This is a genomic window from Sphingomonas sp. GM_Shp_1 (genome assembly GCF_026540895.1).
In the GTDB taxonomy this organism is placed as follows: Bacteria; Pseudomonadota; Alphaproteobacteria; order Sphingomonadales; family Sphingomonadaceae; genus Sphingomonas.
The window spans coordinates 82,498-102,786 of record NZ_JALNUR010000008.1; the positions used below are offsets into that span (position 1 = coordinate 82,498).

Consider the following 20,289-nt stretch of genomic DNA (forward strand, 5'->3'; position numbering starts at 1 on the left):
TGCGGACGGCGCTCAATGGCACAGCGTCGCGGGCTCGGCCTGCGATGCGTAGGGCTGGTTCTTCAGCATCGTCGTGGCGGTCAGCGTGGTCAGGGGGCTCCACCCCATCAGCTTTCGCATCGGCATGATCTCGGGATAGGTCACCGTCGCGGTGTAGAGGACCACATCGTCCGATCCGCCGGTCCCCGCCCTGGCGGCATCGGCATCCCATATTCCGTTTCCGTTGATGTCGATGAAACAATCCCCGGCATTATAGGTGCCCAGCGGCGGCTTGTCGGTGACGATCGGCTCGGCCTTGGCGATCTGCTGGAACTTGCCATAGCTGGTGGGCGCGACGACGACCCTGGCGTCGCGCGAGATGGCCGAGACGCTGTCCTGGACCAGCGCGGTCAACTGCACCGCCGTCGTGCCGGTTCCCACGGTGACCCGGCGGGCGGCGCGGTCGAGCGAATCCTGGACCTGAGTGGCGACATACTGGCGATAGCCCAGGTCGAACAATCCGCACATCATGGCGATGGCGGGCAAGGATATCAGCGCGAACTCGACCACGGTGGCGCCGCGCCTGTCTCCACCGATCCGCGAGAGGATGCTCATCCGCCGCCGCCCCCTCATTGCGTCAGCCTCAGCGCGCCGATGTTCTTGCCGATCTCCACGAACCGCGCCATCAGCGCTTCCTGGTCCGCCGAGGTGGACGCCTGGCTGGGGGTGCTCGCGCAATTGGTGAGTGACGCATCCAGCGCGGTGGCGAAGCCGATCACCCATATCGAATAGCCCATGGACTTGGCCTGCGAGCACAGCAGGTTGAAACGCTGCTTGTGACGGGCGAGTTGATCCGTCTGGTTGGACGCTCCCCCGCCGGGCGTTACCCTGGCGTCCAGCATTTCGACGCCATAGGAGGAATAGAGCGCAGGATAACCCGTGGCGAACTGACCGTCGGTCATGAAGATGATGTATTTCTTGACCGGCATCATATTGTACCGGTCCGGATTGCCCGAACCGAAGATCCCACCCGCAGACGCCCAGCGCGCGCCCCACATCATCCCATTGTCGTGATAGGTGCCGCCGTCCGGCTCGAGCGTGTCCAGATAGGTCTTCAGATCGCCCTTCGACCAGATTCGCATGGTCGCCGCCGCCGTCGGACAGGCAGATTGCGGCTTGTAGAGGTCCGTCGGATATTTGACTTGGTAACTGGTATATTCGACCTCCGGCCAATAGGGCTTCCACCGGGTGGCGTCGTTGTTCGGTATCAGATTGATGTCGAGATCGGTGGCGCCCGCTGGAATCGCCGTTTCGGTCGCGCTCATGCGAACGGTCTGCCGTTCCTCGATACACCCTTGCCAGGAGACTTTCCGGGAGACCGTCCTGACCGGCGTCGCCCCGCTATCATCCGCCGTTCCGATCAACTCCGCCACATCGACGCTCGCCCCCGAGACATAGGCCGACGTGTCGAACGAACGAGGCAAGTAGCGGAAATAGGTGCAGCTTCCCCGTCCGTGATTATAGCTGCCCTTGAGTTGGTTGCAGCTATCCGAGCTTCTCGAATCGGTCACCACCTGTCGGGATTGATAAGTCCACGCGCCCGAAACCATATAATCGGGGTTGGCCGATCGGATGGCCTTTCCGACGTTCACCGCACTCGAATAAGGCACCACGCCATAGCGGAGGCGCATGCCGGAGGCGGCAAGCTGCGCCTGGATCGGCGCAAGCTGGTCGTACAGACCCAGGACGGCGGCGCGCAGGGCCTCGATCTTGGTGACGGTGTCGCTGGAGGTGGCCTTGTCCTTCATCGAACCGGTGGTATCCAGCACGAAGACGATGTCGGTGTTCACAAAGTCCTGCGACGCGTTGCAGCTGACCGCGACGGGCAGTTCCTTGAACCCGAATATGCGCATGATCGAGGTCGGGACCGTGGTCGCCGCATCGATCACGACCGTGGTCTTCGACGTGGTGGCGCTGGTGACGGAGGGGGTGAACGGCTTGGCGCCGAACAGACCCTGTTTGAAATTGAAGTTGAAGAATTTGGCGGCTTCGGCGCGGACCGCATTATCGACCGCGCCGGTCGTCATGGCACGTCGCCCCGCCAGGACGCCGGCATCGCAGGCGATCTGCATCTGCTTGCGGGCGACATAGCCCGTCCCGATATCGATCGCCGAGCCGACAAGCGCCAGAAGCGGGATGAGCGCGAAGGCCCAGAGCAGCATGACATTGCCACGGCGGTCGCCGACCAGCCTGCGCATCGCACCGATCCCGGTGCGCGCCGCTCCGCCGAGCGCAGGCGTCCTTCGGTTGGGAAAAACGTCATGAACCATCGCCGAAGGACATGACGAAATTGGGTAAACGGGGCGTGTACGGAATGGTTTATTCCGCACTTTTTCGATCGGCTGATCAATTGGTTGCCCGCTTAACCAGGCGGGAGCCATCGATCACGCCGGAGATGCCCGCCCCGTCATCCCGGATAACGCGGTTGCTGGCACCCACTCCTCGAGCAGACATTCTCGAGTCGCCGCAATGCCTCTGCCATGCCGATGGCGAGCTGTGCGGGCGCCTTGGAGGGACCATGGGATGAGGCCGACGAAGATCGCTTCGGTGTGGCTGCGGTTCTGGGCGCGGGGGCGACGCCGCCGTCCGGCTGGGGATGATCGAGACGTCCGACGCATGACGCCGGAACATCGCGCGATTGACTTGCCCGCCGAACTGACAAAAACTCAGACAACTGAGATATGGTCGGATGGGAGAGTCGCTTTGAACAGGCGATGGGCATGGGGATGGCTGGGCGCGGCGCTCATGCTGGGCGGCGGCGCGGTTATGGCGAAGGATCCGCCGCCACCCACGGCGCGGCAGTTGCGGATCGTTCGCGAACTGGCACGCACGCCGAGCCCCGCATCCCCGCCTGAAAAAGCCAGGACCGCCTATCTGCTCAGCTATTTCAAGGAGCATGTTCATTCGCTCCATTTCGCGGTGTCGCGCGACGGATACCGCTTCACCGACGTCAATGACGGGCAACCGGTGCTGTCGGGTGAGGCGGTAGCGGGGCAGAAGGGGATACGCGATCCCTATCTGATGCGCGGCGAGGACGGCGCCTTCTATCTGACGATGACCGACCTGCACATCTATGCGCAGAAGGAGGGGTTGCGCTCGACCGAATGGGAGCGCCCGGCGGCGGATTATGGCTGGGGCAACAACCGCGCCATCATCCTGATGAAAAGCCGCGACCTGATCCACTGGACCCATGCGCAGGTCGATCTCACTCGGCTGTTCCCCGCCTATCGCAAGATGGGCATCGCCTGGGCCCCCGAGGCCTTTTACGACACCCGGCGACGTCAGGTGATGGTCTATTTCTCTACCCGGATCGGCAATGGCAAAAATTACCTGGTCTATTCCTATGCCGACCCGGCGTTCCGCACGCTGACAACGCAGCCAAAGCCGCTCTTCCCCTTCCCCCGCGCGGGCAAGAGCACGGTGGACGGGGACATCACCCGCGTCGGCGACCGCTATCACCTGTTCTTCAGCACCGACGACGGGACCGGCAATATCCGCCAAGCGGTGTCGAGCCGACTGACGGGCGGCTATGTCTATGACCCGACCAAGGTCGACCCCGAAAAGGTCGGGACCGAAGCGCCGATGGTGTGGCGTCGGCACGGCACCGACACCTATGTCCTGATGTACGACGTCTATGCCGCCAAGCCCAACAATATGGGATTTTCGGAGACCAGGGACTTCAAGACCTTCCACGATATCGGCCATTTCAACGATCTGGGCTCGCCGATGACGACGACGAACTTCACCTCGCCCAAACACGGCTCGGTCACGGCGATCACGCCGGCGGAAGCGGATCGGCTGGAGCGCTATTTCGCAGGGGGATGAAAGGCCGCAGAATTTGGCGTGTTATAACAGCACGTTAGAGCACCGGCCGTGAAAAAGGGCAAGCTCCAGATTCAAATTGCTTGCAACAGCCAAATTTAGATTTCACATATGCAAATATAGGATGGAGAGGATGACGAAGGGGGTGGCCGTGTCCCCGGCGGCGGAGCCGTCATGACATGGGCGCATCGCCATTGCCCGGGCTCGCCCCCTCGCCAGCCGACATAGCCCGAGCCGCGTCCTGTCGCGGTCCGGTCGATCATCATGGGAAAGCAAGGGGCCAGGACATGACGATATTCCACCGATCGCAGCTTCGAAACGGCGCATGTGGCTGGGCCATGGCGTGTTTCGCGGTCATGGCGCCGCTGTCGGCGGCGCAGGCCAAGACCGTCACCATCGCCAGTCCGGACGGCAAGGTCCAGGCGACCCTGTCGGACGATAGGGGCAAGCTGCAATATCGTGTGACGGTCGATGGGCGACCGGTGCTCGATCCCTCGCCGCTGGGAATGCGCGTCGACGGCGTCGAGCTGGGTGACGGGGCCGCGATCGGGACGGTTCAGCGTCGCAAGACCGACACCCGCTATCGCTTCTTCGGCGGCAAGGCGGAGGCGGTGGACCGCGCCAATATCGCCAGTATCGGCCTGACCGCGCACGGCACCCGGTTCGAGGCGGATATCCATGTCGCCGATGACGGCGTCGGCGTACGCCTTCGCCTGCCCGCCAAGACCGGGCGGATGATCGAGGGCGATCGCTCCGGCTGGAAACTCGCCGCCGCCGACCCCCGTGTCTGGGTCACCGCTCGCGATCCGGGCTATGAGGATATCTATGCCGCCAAGACGCTGCGCGATGTCGTCGGCAAGCCGCTGGGGATGCCGCTGACCGCCAAGATCGACCGATATTGGGTGACGATCAGCGAGGCTCAGGTCGTCAATTACGGCGACATGGCGATCACGCCCGACGCGAACGGCCTACTGGCGGGCAGCCTCTATACCGAGCCCAAGGGCTGGCGGACCGATGCGGCGGTGGTTCAGCCCTGGCGGGTGACGATCGTCGCGCGCGACCTGACCGGTCTGGTCAACTCGACCCTGGTCCAGAACCTCAACCCGCCCCCCTCGCCCGCGCTTGCCAAGGCCGACTGGATCCGCCCCGGTCGCTCGACCTGGCAATGGCTGGCGATCGGCGCGCCGCTGGAGAACGACCAGCACCAATGGGTCGATTGGACCAAGCAGATGGGATATCCCTATTATCTCGTCGATGAAGGCTGGGCGGAGTGGAAACGTCCCTGGGAGACGCTGGCCGACACGGTGAACTACGCCCGGTCGCAGGGGATCGACATATGGGTGTGGGTGCACAGCAAGGAGACGTTCGATCCCGCCGCCCGGCGCGCGCTGCTCAGTCGCTATGCCCGGATGGGGATCGTCGGGGTGAAGGTCGATTTCCCCGAGCATCCCGACCATGTCTGGACCCAGTGGTATGAGGATTTCGCGCGCGATGCCGCCGCCGAGCGGCTGATGGTCGATTTCCACGGCGCGATGAAGCCGACCGGGACCGAGCGGACCTGGCCCAACGTCCTGACCCGCGAAGGCGTGCGCGGGCATGAATGGCATATCACCCGGTACAAGCGCGTCCTGCCGTCCGACCATGACACCATCCTGCCCTTCACCCGCTATGTCGTCGGGCCGGGCGACTATACGCCGACCGTGTTCGAGCCCAAGGAGTTGCAGGGTAATAGCTGGTCGCACGAAGTGGCGCAGGCGATCCTCTTCACCTCGCCCTATCTGGTGATGGGCGGCCATCCGCGCACCTATCTCGACAACCCCGCGCTCGACGTGCTGAAGGCGATCCCGTCGATCTGGGACGAGACCATCGTCCTGCCCGGCAGCGAACCCGGGGAGATGGCGGGCTTCGCCCGGCGGCGGGGCAAGGACTGGTTCGTCGCGGTCATCAATGGCCCGACGGCGCGCCCGCTGAAGGTCGATCTGGGCTTTTTGGGCGGGGGCGAGTGGAGCCTCGTCTCGCTGGCCGACGACCAGGCGCGGCCCGACGCCTTCGCCCGGACCGAGCGGACGGTGCGTTCGACCGGCGCGATCGAGGTGCCGTTGCGGTCGCAGGGCGGCTTTGTCGGCTGGCTGCGTCCCGCGCGCTGACCATATGCCCGCCGCCGGACGATGATCCGGCGGCGGGTTCGGGATGAGGACGGGGAGCGGGCGATGATGGACGGCGAGGCGGACCGGCGTTCGGTGCTGCTGGGGCTTTCGGCCCTGGGCGGGATCGCGCTCTGTCTGGAGCAGGCCACCGCAACGGGACCGGCCATCGCCTCCCCCCTACCCCGCTGGGGCGATCAGGGGGATGGCAGCTTCGTCAACCCGATCATCCCGGCGGATTATTCCGATCTCGACGCGATCCGGGTCGGCGACACCTATTACGCGATCAGTTCGACCCTGCACACCAGCCCCGCCATGGTCATCCTGCGCTCAGGCGACATGGTCAACTGGACGACCATCGGCCATGCGGTGCCCGACCTCGCCTTGCTGGACGAGGAGGCGCTCGGCTGGCGCCGGATGCAGGGCTATGGCCGGGGCATGTGGGCGGGGGCGATCCGCCATCATGGCGGGCGCTTCTACATCTACTTCGCATCCCCCGACAGCGGCCTGTACGTCACCACGGCGGAGCGCGCCGAAGGCCCCTGGACGCCGCCCCGGTCGCTGCTGCGTGAGGCGGGGTATGACGACCCCTGCCCCTTTTGGGACGAGGACGGATCGGCGTGGCTGGTGATGACCCGCTTCGCCGCCGATCCGGTGACGGGACGGTCTTATGTCATCAGCCTGTACCGGATGAGCGAAGACGGGCTGACGCTGGACCGGGCCTCCGCCCTGCCCATCCAGCAGTCTGAAGGGTCGGAGGCGAGTAAGCTCTACAAGTTCGGCCCGCTTTATTATCATTATTTCAGCGAGGTTCGGCCCGAGGGGCGCGTTCCGATGATGAAGCGTGCGACCAGCCTGCCGGGCCTGGCGCGGGCGAGCGCGGTGCAGTTGGGCCATGTCGATGCCGCCGTGGATGGCGAGCCCAATCAGGGCGCATTGCTGCAAGCCCGCGACAAAAGCTGGTGGTTCCTGACCCATCAGGGCCATGGCGACTGGCAGGGGCGCGCCATGTGCCTGCTGCCCGTCACCTGGACCAAGGGCTGGCCGATCATCGGGCGCGCCGGGCCCGACGGGATCGGCAACATGGTCTGGCGGTCGCGCAAGCCCATCGCATCGCCCCGCCCGCCCCTGCCCGACCTGTCCGACGACTTCCGCGGCGGGATCAAGCCGGTCTGGGAATGGAACCACGCCCCCCGGCACGAGGCGTTCAGCCTGACCGAGCGGCCCGGCCATTTGCGGCTGAAGGCCTTTCCGTCAGCCTTCAGGGGATTGCGCGGCGTCGGCAACCTGCTCAGCCAAAGGTCGTGGCGGACGGCCGACAATCGGGCCAGCGTGGTCCTCGACCTGTCCGGCATGGTGGATGGGCAGACGGCGGGCCTGTGCCACCTCTCCGCTGCGGGAGCCTGGATCGGAGTGCGGCAAGCGGCGGGGCGCAGGCGGCTCTGCTTTGCGCGGGGCGATGTGGTGCGGGAGGGGCCGTTGATCGATACGCGGCTGATCCGCCTCGCCACCCGCTGGGGCGATGACGGCCGCGCGATCTTCGAGCATGATGGCGGCGGCGGGCGGTTCCGGCGCTTCGGCGAGCATTACGACTTGCAATGGCGCGACTATCGCGGCGATCGGGTGGGGCTGTTCACCGTCCATGACGACGCGATGCGCGGGCATGTCGATTTCACGGACTTCCGCTACCGAATCGCCTCGCAGAACGGGTGATCGGCTATCGGCCCGGCGAAGATTGGGTGCAATCCGTTCCTCCTCTGCAAGGGGAGGTGGCAGGCCGAAGGCCTGACGGAGGGGTGTCGCGCTCTCGATGGCGGGACACCCTCCACCATGCTTCGCATGGTCCCCCTCCCCTTACAGGGGAGGATTTAGAAGCCCTGAGGGGGCGACATACCCCGCCCCCTCCGGCAAGTTCAGGCGGTTACCCCCTCGCCCGCGATGATCAGCGCGACGCCGATCGGATGGCGCGCGCGTTCGGGCAGCGTCACTTCCAACGCCTGGCCCGTCCGCTTGAAGGGCAGCGGGCTGTTGTCGCCCTGCATCGTCACACGGCGGATCTGCCCGGGCATGCTGGGATTGTCGCTGCCCAGCAGGGTCATCCGCGCGACATTGTCCTCCGGCCAGCCCAGCACCAGCGCATGGAGATTGCCGTTGCGCGTCACATAGCGGACGTCCTTGGCGGTATAGGCCGATTTCGGACCACCCTCGGAGAACAGGCCGGAATTGGCCTTGGTCGGCCCCTCGCCATTGATCTTCCACGGGCGGCTGCCATAGATCGCCTCGCCGTTGCGGCCCATCCAGTCGGCGATGTCCTCGACGACCTTCTCCTCCTTGTCGTCGATCGTCCCGTCGCCGCGCATCGGCACCGACAGCATCAGATTGCCGTTCTTCGACACCACGTCGCACAGCGTGTGGAGGACATTGGCCGCCGACTTATAGCCATCGTTCTTGTAGGTCTCGCCATCATAGTGCCAGCCGCCGATGCAGGTGTCGGTCTGCCACGGGAAACGCTCGATATAATTCTTGCCGCCGCGTTCCACGTCGTCGACGATGCCCATACGCCGCTGCGGCGGGGTCATCTTGCCCGTCACCACGGCCTCCAGCCTGCCGCCGTTCCACTGCATCGACTGGTTGTAGAACCAGGAGGTGAACTCCAGCCCGTACTTCTCCAGCGGCAGGTCGAAATTGTCGAAATAGACCATGTCCGGCTTGTATTTCTGGACCAGGTCCTTGGTGCGGAGCAGCCAGTTGGCGGCGAAGTCGGTGCCCGCTGGCACGCCCTCGTTCCACAACAGGTCGGTGGCGTCGTGCCAGGCATTGGCCTGTTCCCGCGTGCGGATGCCGTCCGGCATGGGCATGTGACGGCCGACATAAAGCTGTTGCGGGTCCAGCCCGTCCCACCATTGCCCGCGCCCCTGCGCCGCGGTCAGCTTCCACGCGTCATAGCGTTCGCCCGCGCGCGGGCCGGTGGGGTCATAGCCATAAGCGGGCTGGTTCCAGTGCCAGGCATGAGCCGAGTGGTTGGACACCGCGAAGCGCATCCCCCGCGCGCGCGCCGCCTTTTCCCAGGTGCCGACAATATCTTTGCGCGGGCCGACCCGCGTCGAGTTCCAGGGATGATAGCGCGAGTCATAGGCGTCGAGATTGTCGTGATGGTTGGCCAGCGCCATGAAATATCGCGCGCCCGCCTTCTTGTAGAGATCGAGCAACCGACCCGGGTCCCAGCGCTCCGCCTTCCACATATTCTGGATCTGCATGAAGCCGACATCGGCCGGGTGGCCATAATGTTTCAGATGATGGTCATAGGCGCGGGTGCCGGGCAGATACATGTTGCGCGCATACCAGTCGCCCGCCTCCGGCACGCATTGCGCGGTCCAATGCGCCCACATGCCGAACTTGGCGTCGCGGAACCAGTCGGGCACGCTGTATCCGGCGGTCAGCGACTCCCAGTCCGGGGTGAAGCGCGCCGGTGGCGGAACCTTCAGCGCGCGTCCCGCCCCCATCTGCTGCGCAAAGGTCGCCGCCGATGCCACCGCCGGGGGCAGCGCCGCCGCCGCCATGCCGCCGCCGATCATCTCCCGTCTCGTCGTCTTCATATCCGCCTCTCCTGACCTGAGCGCCCGCCCGCGCCGCCGCGAGCGGTTCCCGTCCATGCCGGCGTCACCCGCAAGGCACGCCGATCTCATTCTCGCATATGCAAATGCGTTATTGCATATGCAAAGCTAGGCGAGAGCGGCGGTCCTTGGCAAGCCTTGTCGTCACCTTTTGTCCGAGGAAAGCGGTGTTGCGGGTCGGTCAGTCCCCGTCGCTCCTCGCCTCATGATGGCCGCTCATCGCCGCGCCGGCATTGGGGGCGAAGCGGCGGTTCCAGATGATCGCCGAGGTGGAGATCGCCGCCACCACCAGGAACGCGGCCGAGAAGCTGTTCAGCGTCGGCCCGCCCTTCCCCTCGATCAGCGTCCCCAATTCCAACACGGTCGCGGCGGTGCAGATGCCCAGCGACAGGGTCAGCTGCTGAAAGGTCGCGTAGAAGCTGGTCGCCGCGCTCATCCGTTCCTTGTCCACATCGGCATAGGCGATGGCGTTGAACCCGGTGAACTGGAAGGAGGTGAAGAAGCCCGACAGCGCCAGGACGAAGGTGATCAGCGGGATCGGCCAGTCGGGCCGGAACAGCGCGCAGGTCGCGTATCCGGCGCTGCTGACCAGCCCCGACACGATCAGGCTCTGCCGAAAGCCCCAGCGACGCAGGACGCGCGGGGCCAGCGCCTTCATCGCCAGCGCACCGACCGCGCCCGCCATGGTGATCGTCCCCGTCTTCGCCGCGCTCAACCCGAAGCCGAGCTGGAACATCAGCGGGAGGAGAAAGGGTTGCGCCCCTTGCGTGATCCGGGTCAGCGAACCGCCGATCACCGACAGGCGAAAGGTCGGCACGCGCATCAAGGTCGGGTCGAGGATCGGATCATCGATATGCCGGGCATGGCGGATATAGATCCAGCCGAACACCGCGCCGACGATCAGCAGGACCAGCGCCACCCAACCCGTCCCCGGGCGGCTGGCCAGCTCGAACCCGAACAGAAGGCAGCCGAGCGAAACGCCCGACATGAAAAAGCCCGACACGTCGAAGCGCGTCCGTGCGTCGCCGCGTACCTCGGGCACCAGCATCCAGGCACCCACCATGCCGATGATGCCGATCGGAATGTTGAGATAGAAGATCCAGCGCCAGTCGAGCCAGGTCACGATGAACCCGCCAAGAGGAGGCCCCAGGATCGGCCCGATCAGCGCGGGCATGACCAGCCAGGACAGCGCCTGCACCATGTCCTCCTTGGCGACGCTGCGGAGAAGGACCAAGCGCCCGACCGGCACCATCATCGCGCCGCCGATCCCTTGCAGGAAGCGCGCGGCGACCAGGGTGTAGAGCGTCCCCGACTGGGCGCACAGGATCGAGCCCAGCAGGAAGATACCGATCGCCGAGCAGAAGACGGTGCGCGACCCGAACTTGTCGGCCAGCGTCCCGCTCGCCGGTATGAACAGCGCGAGCGCGAGCAGATAGCTGGTCAGCGCCAGGCTGAGGCTGGTCGCGGGCGTCGCCAGGTCGCGCGCCATGGTCGGCAGCGCGACGGTCAGGACGGTACCGTCGAGCTGCTGCATGAACAGGGCGGAGGCGACGACGAGCGCGATGACGCGGTAGCCGCGGGTCTGCACCGGCTCCAAGGAACGCGCGCCGCTGGTCACCGCCTCCACGCCTGGGGCGAGCCCGTCATTCACGTCCGCGCTCATCGAGGCCAAATTACGTCGTCTCCACCGCATCTCGTTCCATTCGTCCTTCGCCCCCCATCCCCTAGAACGCGATTTGCGCCCGTCCGATCAAGGTCTGGCCATGGTCCTTCGCCAGCCGCCCCGCAACCGGGTTCGCGACCGACCAGTCGATGGCATTCAATTGCAGGCGAACGAAATTGTTCAGATACCAGTTCACCCCCAGCGTCAGCGCGGTGCCGCGCCCCGCAGTGGGATTGTCGCTATAATCCAGTTCCTCGTACCGCGTCGCCAGCTCCACCGCGCCGCTGCCGCCCGAGGTGAAGGGGCGGAGCACACGCGGGCGGCTCCACACGCCGCCGCGCGTCAGGTAAGGCGGGGTCTCGCCGGTCAGGAACCAGCCGCCCTGCACCGCCCAGGCATTCTGGTCGGTCGAGCCGGTCGCATTGCGCAAGGTCCGCGTCCCATATTCGCCGTAAGCCCAGAGCGACCTGTGGAACGCCCCCAACTCGAACCCATAGCCGTCGCCCGACCGGGCATTGGCGAAGGTGCCCGCCGAGATGCGCAGATTGTCGTTGAAGAAACCGCCGACCGCGATGGCGCGGGTCGGGCGGGTGACGTCGGTCGCCAAATCCTCGTGAAAGCCCCAGACGCCCAGATGGAGCAGCCAGTCCGCCGTCTTCACCGGGTTCCAGTGCGCCCGCGCGCCGATGGTCAGGCCGTCGTTGGCGGTGCCCGGATTGTTGATGTCGTCGCCCGACACCTGCACGCCCACATGCCAGCCATCGCCATAGATGCGCGCCGCCGCGCCCAGCCCGAAAAAGCCGCGCACGGGGATGATCCCCTGCCCGACGAAGTTGCGTTCCAGGAAGGGCACCGAGATGGTGCCGCTCGATCCGTCCAGCCCGCGATCGTTCAGCCGGTTGCCCAGCGCGAACTCGGCCTGCTGGCCCATGAAGCCGGTCGTCCAGGCCAGATAGGCCGATTTGATCGCGATCTCGTTATCGGCGAAATCGCCCTCCAGCAGATAGGAGAGGTGCTGGCCTACCGAGCCTTCGAACCCCAGACGCAGCGAGCGGGCCTGGGTCGTGGTCATGTTGCGCGTGGCGATGTCGCTGCCCATCGTCGTGCCCAGGTCGATGAGAGCGCGCCCACGCGGCCGGAACGAGAATTTGCCGTCCGCGCTGGTGAATTCTGGCGTGCCCTTCGACCAGTCGACATGGACGCCGTCCTTCTGCGCCTTCTCGATCCGCGCCAGCCGCGCGTCGAGCGAGGGCGGATGCGCGTCGGAGGGAAGCGCCTGTCCCAGCGGGAAGGGAAGGCGCGGCGGGCTGACGGTCTGGCCTGCCACCTGGGGCGGCGGCGCGGGATGCGCCTCGGACGCCAGCGGCTGGCCCAGCGGCGCGGGGGTTGCGGCGACCTTCTGGCCTTCCACCGCCGCCAGCCTTGCCTCCAGCCGCGCGATTTGCGCCTGTTGCTGCTCGACCAGGCGGGTCAGCCGGGCAACGTCATCCTCGCGGGATTGGGCGGCAACGGGCATGGCGGCGCACAGGCCCATGGCGAGCATGGCTCCTCGATACATGACGGCATCCTCTTGAATGGCGGGCGGCGGCTTCGTGGCCGCCGCCTCGACCGATAGGGTCAGCGCACTTCGCGCTTGGTCAGCCGCGACCCGATGATCAGCGCCAGCAGCGACAGAAGGGCGGCGGCGGCGCACCAGGCGCCGGGGATCGCCTTGTCGCCGGTCGCGCCGATCAGCGCGGTGCTGATGGCGGGCGTGAAGCCGCCGAAGATCGCGGTCGCCAAGCTATAGGCCAGGCTGAAGCCGACGGTGCGGACATGCGCCGGGATGACTTCGGTCAGATAGACGATGAAGGCCCCGTTATAGGTGGCGTAGATGGCGGCGAGCAGCAGCTCGACCGTCAGCAGCCGCCCGAAGCTGGGCGCGGCGACCAGCCAGCTCATCAGCGGATAGGCGAGGATCGCGCCCAGCAGAGTCGCGGTGATCAGCAGCGGCCGACGTCCGATCCGGTCCGACAGCGCGCCCATGACCGGCAACAGGACGAAGTTGGTGACGCCGACACAGGCGGTGACGAACAGCGCCGAACCCGGCGTCAGCGACAGGACCTTGTTGCCGAAGGTCGGGGTATAGGCGGTGATCATGTAAAAGAAGACGGTCGTCATCACCGCCATCAGCGCGCCTTGCAGCACCACGCCCCAATTGCCGCCGATGGTGCGGATGATCTGCGAAAGCGGCGGATGCTCCTTGCGCTTCAGGAAGACCTCGGTCTCCTCCATGTGGCGACGGATGAAGAACAGGAACGGGATCATCACGCAACCGATGATGAACGGGATGCGCCAGCCCCAGGCCTGCATCGTGACGGGGTCGAGGCTGGTCGACACGAGCAGGCCGATCAGCGCCGCGAAGACCACCGCCGCCTGCTGGCTGGCCGACTGCCACGAGCAAAAGAAGCCCTTCTTGTCGGGCGGCGCGATCTCGTTGAGATAGACCGACACGCCCCCGACCTCGACACCCGCCGACAGGCCCTGGACCAGCCGTCCGAGCAGGATGATGATCGGGGCCGCGACGCCGATCTGCGCATAGGTGGGGGTAATGGCGATGGCGAGCGTACCCAGCGCCATCAGCCCGAGCGTCAGCAACAGACCCTGCCGCCGCCCATGCTTGTCGATATAGGCCCCCAGCACCAGCGCGCCGACGGGCCGCATCAGGAAGCCTGCGCCGAAGGTCATCAGGGTGAGCATCAGCGACGCGAATTCGCTGCCGGTCGGGAAAAACGCCTTGGAGATGTAGGTGGCGTAATAGCCGAACACCATGAAGTCGAACATCTCCAGGAAGTTGCCGCTGGCAACGATGAAGATCGACTTGAAGGCGGACTTGCGGCGTTCGGCCGAAATCGGAGCCACCGCCGGGGCGGCGGCGGCAAAGGTTGCGGTTGCCTGGTTCATGGCTTGGCCTTTTGCGAAGCGGGTTCCAATCCGCTGTCGCGGATGATCGGATAGGCTTTGGGAGAGGACAGATAGGCGATCAGCGCCTTGGCCTCGGCCTGGTGGGGGGAATAGGCGACGACGCCCGCCGAGAAGGGCGTGACCTTCTGAAGCGAGTCGGGAAGAAGTCCGACGATGCGGATGCCCTGGACGGGCTTCAATTCGCTGAGCTGCTGGAAGCCGATCTCGGCCTCGCCTTGCGCGACGATCCGGCCCACGGGGGTGGCGGGGATCATCCGGCCCTTGGGGCGGACCTGATCGGCGATGCCGAGCTTATCGAGCATCACCGACTGGATATAGACGCCCGAGGCACTGTCCGACCAGGCGACCGACTTGGCGTTGACCAAAGTGGCGCGCACCGCATCCGGCGTACTGATATCGGGCGCGGGAGCCCCGGCCTTCACCGCCACCGCGATCTTGGACAGGCCCAGATCGGTGACGGTGCCGGAGGTCACGGTGCCAGCCTGTGCCAGCTTGTCGAGCCCGCTGCGCGCCAGGATCACGACATCGGCATCCTCATGCCGGGCCAGCCGGTTGGGGATCGCCTGCGGCGTGTCGCCCATCGAGGGGCCGTGTTCGGTGACGATATGGACGCCGGTGTCGCGCTCATATTTCTTGGCCAGCGCCTCGAATGCGGCGGTGAAGCCGCCCGATGTGACGACATGAAGTTCGCGGACCGCGACGGGCTTGGGTTCGCGCGCAAAGGCGGGACCGGTGAGCGAAGCCAGCCCCAACAACAAAGCCGAACGCACGGCACCGCGCCGCACAAGGGATTGCGGGCGCCCTGCCTTTGGCTGAAATGGTCGATCTTTCATCGGAAACCTCTCTTCCGTCCCGCTTCTCGCGGGTTCTCTGTGGGGCGGAGGCTTGAGCCGCCACGCCTTACGCGCCAATAAGCACCACCGGCGGCCATTCGATCAAATGCAATGATCGGTCCGCTTTATGCGTGTTACGCATTAATGGGAGAGCCGAGCTGCGCGTGTTCCGACATCTCTATGTCCAGATGCTGCTCGGCATCCTCGCGGGAACCGCGATCGGCGTGCTCGCGCCCGCCTTCGGCCGCGACCTGGGACCGCTGGGCATCGCCTTTGTCAAAGCGATGCGGATGATGGTGCCGCCGGTCCTGTTCTGCACCATCGTCGAGGGGATCGTCCGCCACGGCGCGGCGCGCGAGACGGGTGCGACCGTGCTGCGCAGCGTGATCGTGTTCCTGGGCATCACGGTTGCCGCGCTTGGCATCGGCCTGGCCGTCACGCTCCTGATGCAGCCCGGGCGCGGCCTGCCCCTGCCCGCTTATGGCGATGCGGCGGCGGAGGTGCAGCGGCAACTGGCCGGGCGGCACATCACCGGGCCGGGCGACTTCCTGGTGCGGATGGTGCCCGATACCCTGTTCTCCGCCTTTACGGCAGGCGATGTGCTGCCGGTGCTGTTCGTCGCCGGGCTGGTCGGCTTCGGCCTGCTGAAGATCGGCGAGGCGGGCGCGCCGATCGTCCGCGCGATCGAGGCGTTGACCCGGCTGCAATTCGCGATCTTCGGCTTCCTGATCCGCGCCGCGCCGGTCGGGGCGTTCGGGGCCATCGCCTATACGGTCGGGACGTACGGCATCGGCTTTATCGGCTCGCTGGGGCTGCTGATCGCGACGCTGGCGCTGGCCTGCGGGTTGCTGATCGCCGCGCTGGTGCTGACGGTGCGGGTGACGACGGGCATTCGCGCCCGGACGCTGCTCCACACCTTCCGCGACGAAATCCTGATCGTGCTGGGCACCTCCTCCACCGAGGTCGTGCTGCCGCGCCTGATCCTGAAGCTGGAGGGCTTGGGCTGCCCGCGCAGCGTGGTGGGGTTGACCGTGCCGCTGGGCTATTCGCTCAACCTGGCGGGCACCGCGGTCTATCTGATCGTCGCCACTTTGTTCCTTGGCGAGGCGCTGAACGTCGCACTCTCGCCGGAGCGGATCATGGTCTATCTGGGCGTGATGCTGATCACCTCCAAGGCCGCGGCGGGCGTGACGGGCAGCGGCTTTTCGGCGCTGCTGCTGACCCTGTCGCTGCTGCCCGACGTGCCGGTGGGGGCCGCCGCGATGCTGATCGCGGTCGACCGTTTCCTGTCGGAGATCCGGGCGCTGACCAGCGGCACCGCCAATGTCGCCGCCTCGCTCCTCGTCACCCGCTGGAGCGGCGGGCGGCTATCCGTCGACCCAGGCGGCCGAGAGTAACGCCATCAGCCGCGAGGCGGTAGGGGACAAGGGCGCGGAGGACCGCCGCAACACACCGATGGTCCGCATGACTTCGGCACCCTTGAGCGGCCGCCACACCAGATCGCGCGCATCCGGCCCCTGACAGGCCAAGCGCGGCAGCACCGAGGGGCCCAGCCCCGCCTGCACCAGGGCAAGCGCGGAGGTCAGTCGCGTCACCTCATAGAACCAGCGCAGTTCCACCCCGGCGCGCGCCAGTCCGGCCTCCAGCGTGGTCCGATTACCGCTGCCCATATGCACCGTGATCAACCGCCGCCCGCTCAGGTCCGCCCAGCTCGGCTCGTCCAGTGTCGCCAGCGGATCGTCCTGCCGACAGACCAAGCCATAAGGATCGTCGGTCAGCGGCTCGAACACCAAATCCCCGTCCGAGGTGAGCGGCAGGGTGATGCCGAACTCCGCCTCGCCGGTCCGCACCGCTTCGGCGCATTCGGTCGCCGACAGGTCGAGCACGCGGACACGGACGTTGCGATACTCCTGCGCGAACCGCTCCAGCACATCGGGCAAGAAGCGCACGGTCGCGCTGGGGATGCTCGCCACCGTCAGCCGCCCCGCCTGCCGCTCGCCCAACGCCATCATGCCGAGCAGCGATCCGTCCATCTCTTCCAACAGGCGCCGGATCAGCGGCACGATCTCCTGCCCCGCGGGCGTCAGCCGGACGCTGCGCGTCGTCCGCTCCAGCAGGGGCGTGCCGACCGTCGTCTCCAGCTTCTGGATGCGGCGGCTGAGCGCGGGCTGCGACAGGTTCAGCTGCTCGGCGGCACGCAGGAAGCTCTTGCCGTCCGCGATGGCGACCAGCGCGCGCAAATCCAGAAGCTCGCAGTTCAGCGGGATCATGATGCGACGCTAGCACCCCCCGCGACGGTTGACGACCACCGCGCATAAGTCCCGCTTGGCCCCTGGTCGCGATATCATCGGCGGAACGGGGTGGAAGGGCGAGGGTTACCGATCCATGCCGACGATCTCCACCGACCATCTCACCATCGCCTATGACCTTTACGGACCGGAGGGCGCGCCCGTCGTCCTGCTGCTGCATGGCTGGCCCGACAATGCGTCGACCTGGGACAGGGTCGCGCCCCGGCTCGCTCAGGCGGGTCTGCGCGTGGTGGTGCCGACCCTGCGCGGGTTCGGCGCGACGCGGTTCCGGCACGACCACACGCCGCGCACCGGGGACAGCGCGATCTTGGCGCTGGATGCGATCGCGCTGATGGACGGGCTGGGTATCGACCGATTCATGGCTGCCGGGCATGACTGGGGCTCGAACATCGCGGAGGCGCTGGCGGTCGGCTGGCCTGATCGGGTGCAGCGGCTGGCAATGCTCAGCACGCCGCCGCGTCTGGGCGGGATGCCGACGCCGTCCTTCGATCAGGCGCAGCGGCAATGGTATCACTGGTTCATGGCGACCCGGCGCGGCGCGCAGGCGGTGCGCGACGACCGGCGCGGCTTTGCGCATATCCACTGGGTCAACTGGTCGCCGCCCGGCTGGTTCGATGAAGCGACCTTCGCCCGAGTGGCCAAATCCTTCGACAATCCCGATTGGCCCGCGGTGACGATCCACAGCTATCGCGCGCGCTGGGACGAGGCGCAACCCGACCCGCGCGGAGCCTGGCTGGCCGACCGGGTGAAGGCGACGAAGACGCTGTCGCTTCCCACGCTGTACCTGCATGGCGAGGTCGATGGCGTGAACCCGCCCTCCACCGCACGCGAGGTGCCAGGGAAATTCAGCGGGCCGTTCAAGATGGTCGAACTGCCCGGCGTCGGCCACTTCCCGCAGCGCGAGAACCCGGAGGCGGTGACGCGGCACCTTCTCGACCTGTTCGCCGATGCAGATAGCAAGGCCAAGGGACCGAGCGCTACCAGGATCGCAGCGGGCGTCGCCGCCGCAGGACTGGTCGCGGCGGCAATCGGCATCGTCTGCACGAGGAGCACGACGGAGCAATCCTCCCCGCCACGGGGAGAGGGCAGCGCATAGCGCTGACGGAGGGGGGGCTTCCATACAGGTCCGCCCTAAGGCCAATCGACATTCATGCTGCTCCCTCTTCCCTCTCCCCTGGACAGGGGAGAGGGTTAGCGGAGCTTGCCAGCCTGCTGGCTAGCGCAGCTTGGGTGAGGGGTTGAGCGAGCCAAAGGCTCGCGCGCTCTACGAGCGCTCACCCCTCACCCAGCTCCGACTAAGCCTTTGCTCACGCAAAGACCAAGTCTGCGCAACCCTCTCCCCTCTATGAGGGGCGAGGGAAAAGAAGGGCATATCTGAATCTCGATCCCACCCAGCGGTTCCCTTCCCCGTGCAAAAGAGGATTTGATTGCCCCCGCGTGGGCAAGATGCGACAGGATCCGCAGGGTGTCCGCCGACAAAAGGCGGGCAGGATGATCGTTGGTCGGGCCGCCAGCGAGGACCAGCCTTGTCGGAACCCTATCCATGACCCAACCCAGGCGCATCGGCGCGATCCGTCGTTTCCTCGATTCCCAGACTTCCTCCGGCCTCGTTCTGATGGCGGCGGCGGCGCTGGCGTTGATCCTGGCCAATTCGCCGCTCGCCGGTGCCTATGAGGCGGCGCTCCATCGGCATCTCGGCCCGCTGTCGCTGAGCCACTGGATCAACGACGGGTTGATGGCGATCTTCTTCCTGCTGGTCGGGCTGGAGATCAAGCGCGAGATGGTGGACGGACAATTGTCCACCTGGCCGCGCCGCATCCTGCCGGGCCTGGCGGCACTGGGCGGGATGATCGTGCCCGCGATCCTCTTTCTGAGCTTCAATCGCGGCGGCACCGCATCGGGCTGGGCGATCCCGGCGGCGACGGATATCGCCTTCGCGCTCGCGGTCATCCGGCTGGTCGGCAACCGGGTACCCACCTCGCTGCGCGTCTTTCTGGCAGCGCTGGCGATCATCGACGATCTGGGCGCGGTCGCGGTGATCGCGGCCTTTTATTCCACTTCGATCTCGGTCGTCGATCTGGCGGGCGCCGCAGCGATGCTGCTCCTGCTGGTCGCGTTCCACCGTATGGGGGTGCGGCGGCTCTCCCCCTATCTGATGGTCGGGGTCGTACTGTGGGTCTTGATGCTGCGCTCGGGCATTCACGCGACCATTGCGGGCGTGCTGCTGGCCTTCGTCATTCCAATCGGCGACGCGGAAAACAGCCCGCTCCACCGGCTGGAGCACGCGTTGCACAAGCCCGTCGGCTTCCTGATCCTGCCGGTCTTCGGCCTGGCCAATGCCGGAGTGCCGATGCTGGGTCTGCCCGCGAGCGCATGGGCGTCGCCGGTGACGCTGGGCGTGGGTGCGGGGCTGCTGGTCGGCAAGCTGCTGGGGGTGTTCGGCATGACGATGCTGGCGATCCGAACCGGGCTGGCCGACGCCCCCGCTCATGCCAGCCGCATGCAGATATTGGGCACCGCGCTCCTCTGCGGCATCGGGTTCACGATGAGTATCTTCATCACCCTGCTCGCCTTTCCCGGCGATCCGCTGCTCCAGGCCGAGGCCAAGCTGGGAGTGATGGCGGGTTCGCTCCTATCGGGCCTGCTGGGGTTCGCGGTCCTGCGACGCACCGCCCGATGAGCGCTTGCCTGTGCGGTCATCCCGCGCGCTTCGGAATGCGAGGGGGAATGGCGATGCGGTGGTTGGCGGCAAGTCCGGGCGGTTCGAGCGTATCCGCCAGAATGCGGAGTGGCAGGCGTTCATGCTGTCGCAATATCCGGGGGTTGGCCCCTCCCGGCCTGCGGGATGGGAGGTTGTACGGCACTCTCGCCAAGCAAATGGTCTTCTTACTCCCCTCCCGC

General features: G+C 66.3%; 14 protein-coding genes. 6 read left to right on the forward strand and 8 right to left on the reverse strand.

What is annotated here, in order from left to right; genetic code table 11:
* Positions 1 to 12 precede the first annotated feature (12 nt).
* On the reverse strand, positions 13 to 594 hold the full coding sequence (locus OXQ33_RS06645) for a TadE/TadG family type IV pilus assembly protein (protein WP_267433912.1): 582 nt from the start codon (positions 592 to 594) through the stop codon (positions 13 to 15).
* Between the two features lie 14 nt (positions 595 to 608).
* A complete protein-coding gene (locus tag OXQ33_RS06650; RefSeq protein ID WP_267433913.1) occupies positions 609 to 2,309 on the reverse strand; it encodes a pilus assembly protein in 1,701 nt (566 codons plus the stop codon).
* Between the two features lie 433 nt (positions 2,310 to 2,742).
* Between OXQ33_RS06650 and OXQ33_RS06655 the strand changes: the two genes are divergently transcribed.
* The 3 genes from OXQ33_RS06655 (at position 2,743) to OXQ33_RS06665 (ending at position 7,718) form a co-directional block, all read left to right on the forward strand.
* Positions 2,743 to 3,864 carry a glycoside hydrolase family 43 protein gene (locus tag OXQ33_RS06655; protein WP_267433914.1) on the forward strand — a complete coding sequence of 374 codons (1,122 nt, stop codon included), beginning with the start codon at positions 2,743 to 2,745 and terminating at the stop codon, positions 3,862 to 3,864.
* A gap of 284 nt (positions 3,865 to 4,148) precedes the next feature.
* Positions 4,149 to 6,008, forward strand: coding sequence for a glycoside hydrolase family 97 protein (locus OXQ33_RS06660; RefSeq protein ID WP_267433915.1), 1,860 nt, complete (start codon positions 4,149 to 4,151; stop codon positions 6,006 to 6,008).
* 21 nt (positions 6,009 to 6,029) lie between these two features.
* Positions 6,030 to 7,718 (forward strand): glycoside hydrolase 43 family protein, encoded by a 1,689-nt coding sequence (locus tag OXQ33_RS06665; protein WP_267433916.1) that lies wholly within the window; start codon positions 6,030 to 6,032, stop codon positions 7,716 to 7,718.
* 200 nt (positions 7,719 to 7,918) lie between these two features.
* Here the strand turns inward: OXQ33_RS06665 and OXQ33_RS06670 are convergent, their stop codons facing one another.
* From OXQ33_RS06670 to OXQ33_RS06690, 5 genes are all read right to left on the reverse strand, one after another.
* Entirely contained in the window at positions 7,919 to 9,601 is a 1,683-nt protein-coding gene (locus tag OXQ33_RS06670; RefSeq protein ID WP_267433917.1) for an alpha-L-fucosidase, read from the reverse strand.
* Positions 9,602 to 9,800: 199 nt separating this feature from the next.
* Complete coding sequence (locus OXQ33_RS06675) at positions 9,801 to 11,282, reverse strand: MFS transporter (RefSeq protein ID WP_267433918.1); 1,482 nt, start codon at positions 11,280 to 11,282, stop codon at positions 9,801 to 9,803.
* 61 nt (positions 11,283 to 11,343) lie between these two features.
* On the reverse strand, positions 11,344 to 12,840 hold the full coding sequence (locus OXQ33_RS06680; RefSeq protein ID WP_267433919.1) for a porin: 1,497 nt from the start codon (positions 12,838 to 12,840) through the stop codon (positions 11,344 to 11,346).
* A gap of 59 nt (positions 12,841 to 12,899) precedes the next feature.
* On the reverse strand, positions 12,900 to 14,225 hold the full coding sequence (locus OXQ33_RS06685; protein ID WP_267433920.1) for an MFS transporter: 1,326 nt from the start codon (positions 14,223 to 14,225) through the stop codon (positions 12,900 to 12,902).
* Positions 14,222 to 14,998 carry a substrate-binding domain-containing protein gene (locus OXQ33_RS06690; protein WP_267433921.1) on the reverse strand — a complete coding sequence of 259 codons (777 nt, stop codon included), beginning with the start codon at positions 14,996 to 14,998 and terminating at the stop codon, positions 14,222 to 14,224. Before OXQ33_RS06690 ends, OXQ33_RS06685 begins: the two co-directional genes overlap by 4 nt.
* 245 nt (positions 14,999 to 15,243) lie before the next feature.
* Here OXQ33_RS06690 and OXQ33_RS06695 point away from each other — a divergent pair, with 245 nt between their 5' ends.
* Entirely contained in the window at positions 15,244 to 16,476 is a 1,233-nt protein-coding gene (locus tag OXQ33_RS06695) for a cation:dicarboxylase symporter family transporter (protein ID WP_267433922.1), read from the forward strand.
* Here OXQ33_RS06695 and OXQ33_RS06700 read toward each other — a convergent pair.
* Positions 16,447 to 17,349 (reverse strand): LysR family transcriptional regulator, encoded by a 903-nt coding sequence (locus tag OXQ33_RS06700; protein WP_267433923.1) that lies wholly within the window; start codon positions 17,347 to 17,349, stop codon positions 16,447 to 16,449. The two genes, OXQ33_RS06695 and OXQ33_RS06700, sit on opposite strands and share 30 nt — an antisense overlap.
* Before the next feature lie 115 nt (positions 17,350 to 17,464).
* Here OXQ33_RS06700 and OXQ33_RS06705 point away from each other — a divergent pair, with 115 nt between their 5' ends.
* The gene (locus OXQ33_RS06705) at positions 17,465 to 18,484 is read left to right on the forward strand and encodes an alpha/beta hydrolase (protein ID WP_267433924.1); all 1,020 of its coding nucleotides are present in this window, start codon (positions 17,465 to 17,467) and stop codon (positions 18,482 to 18,484) included.
* 447 nt (positions 18,485 to 18,931) lie between these two features.
* Positions 18,932 to 20,068 carry a Na+/H+ antiporter NhaA gene (gene nhaA, locus OXQ33_RS06710; RefSeq protein WP_267433925.1) on the forward strand — a complete coding sequence of 379 codons (1,137 nt, stop codon included), beginning with the start codon at positions 18,932 to 18,934 and terminating at the stop codon, positions 20,066 to 20,068.
* Positions 20,069 to 20,289: the final 221 nt, after the last annotated feature.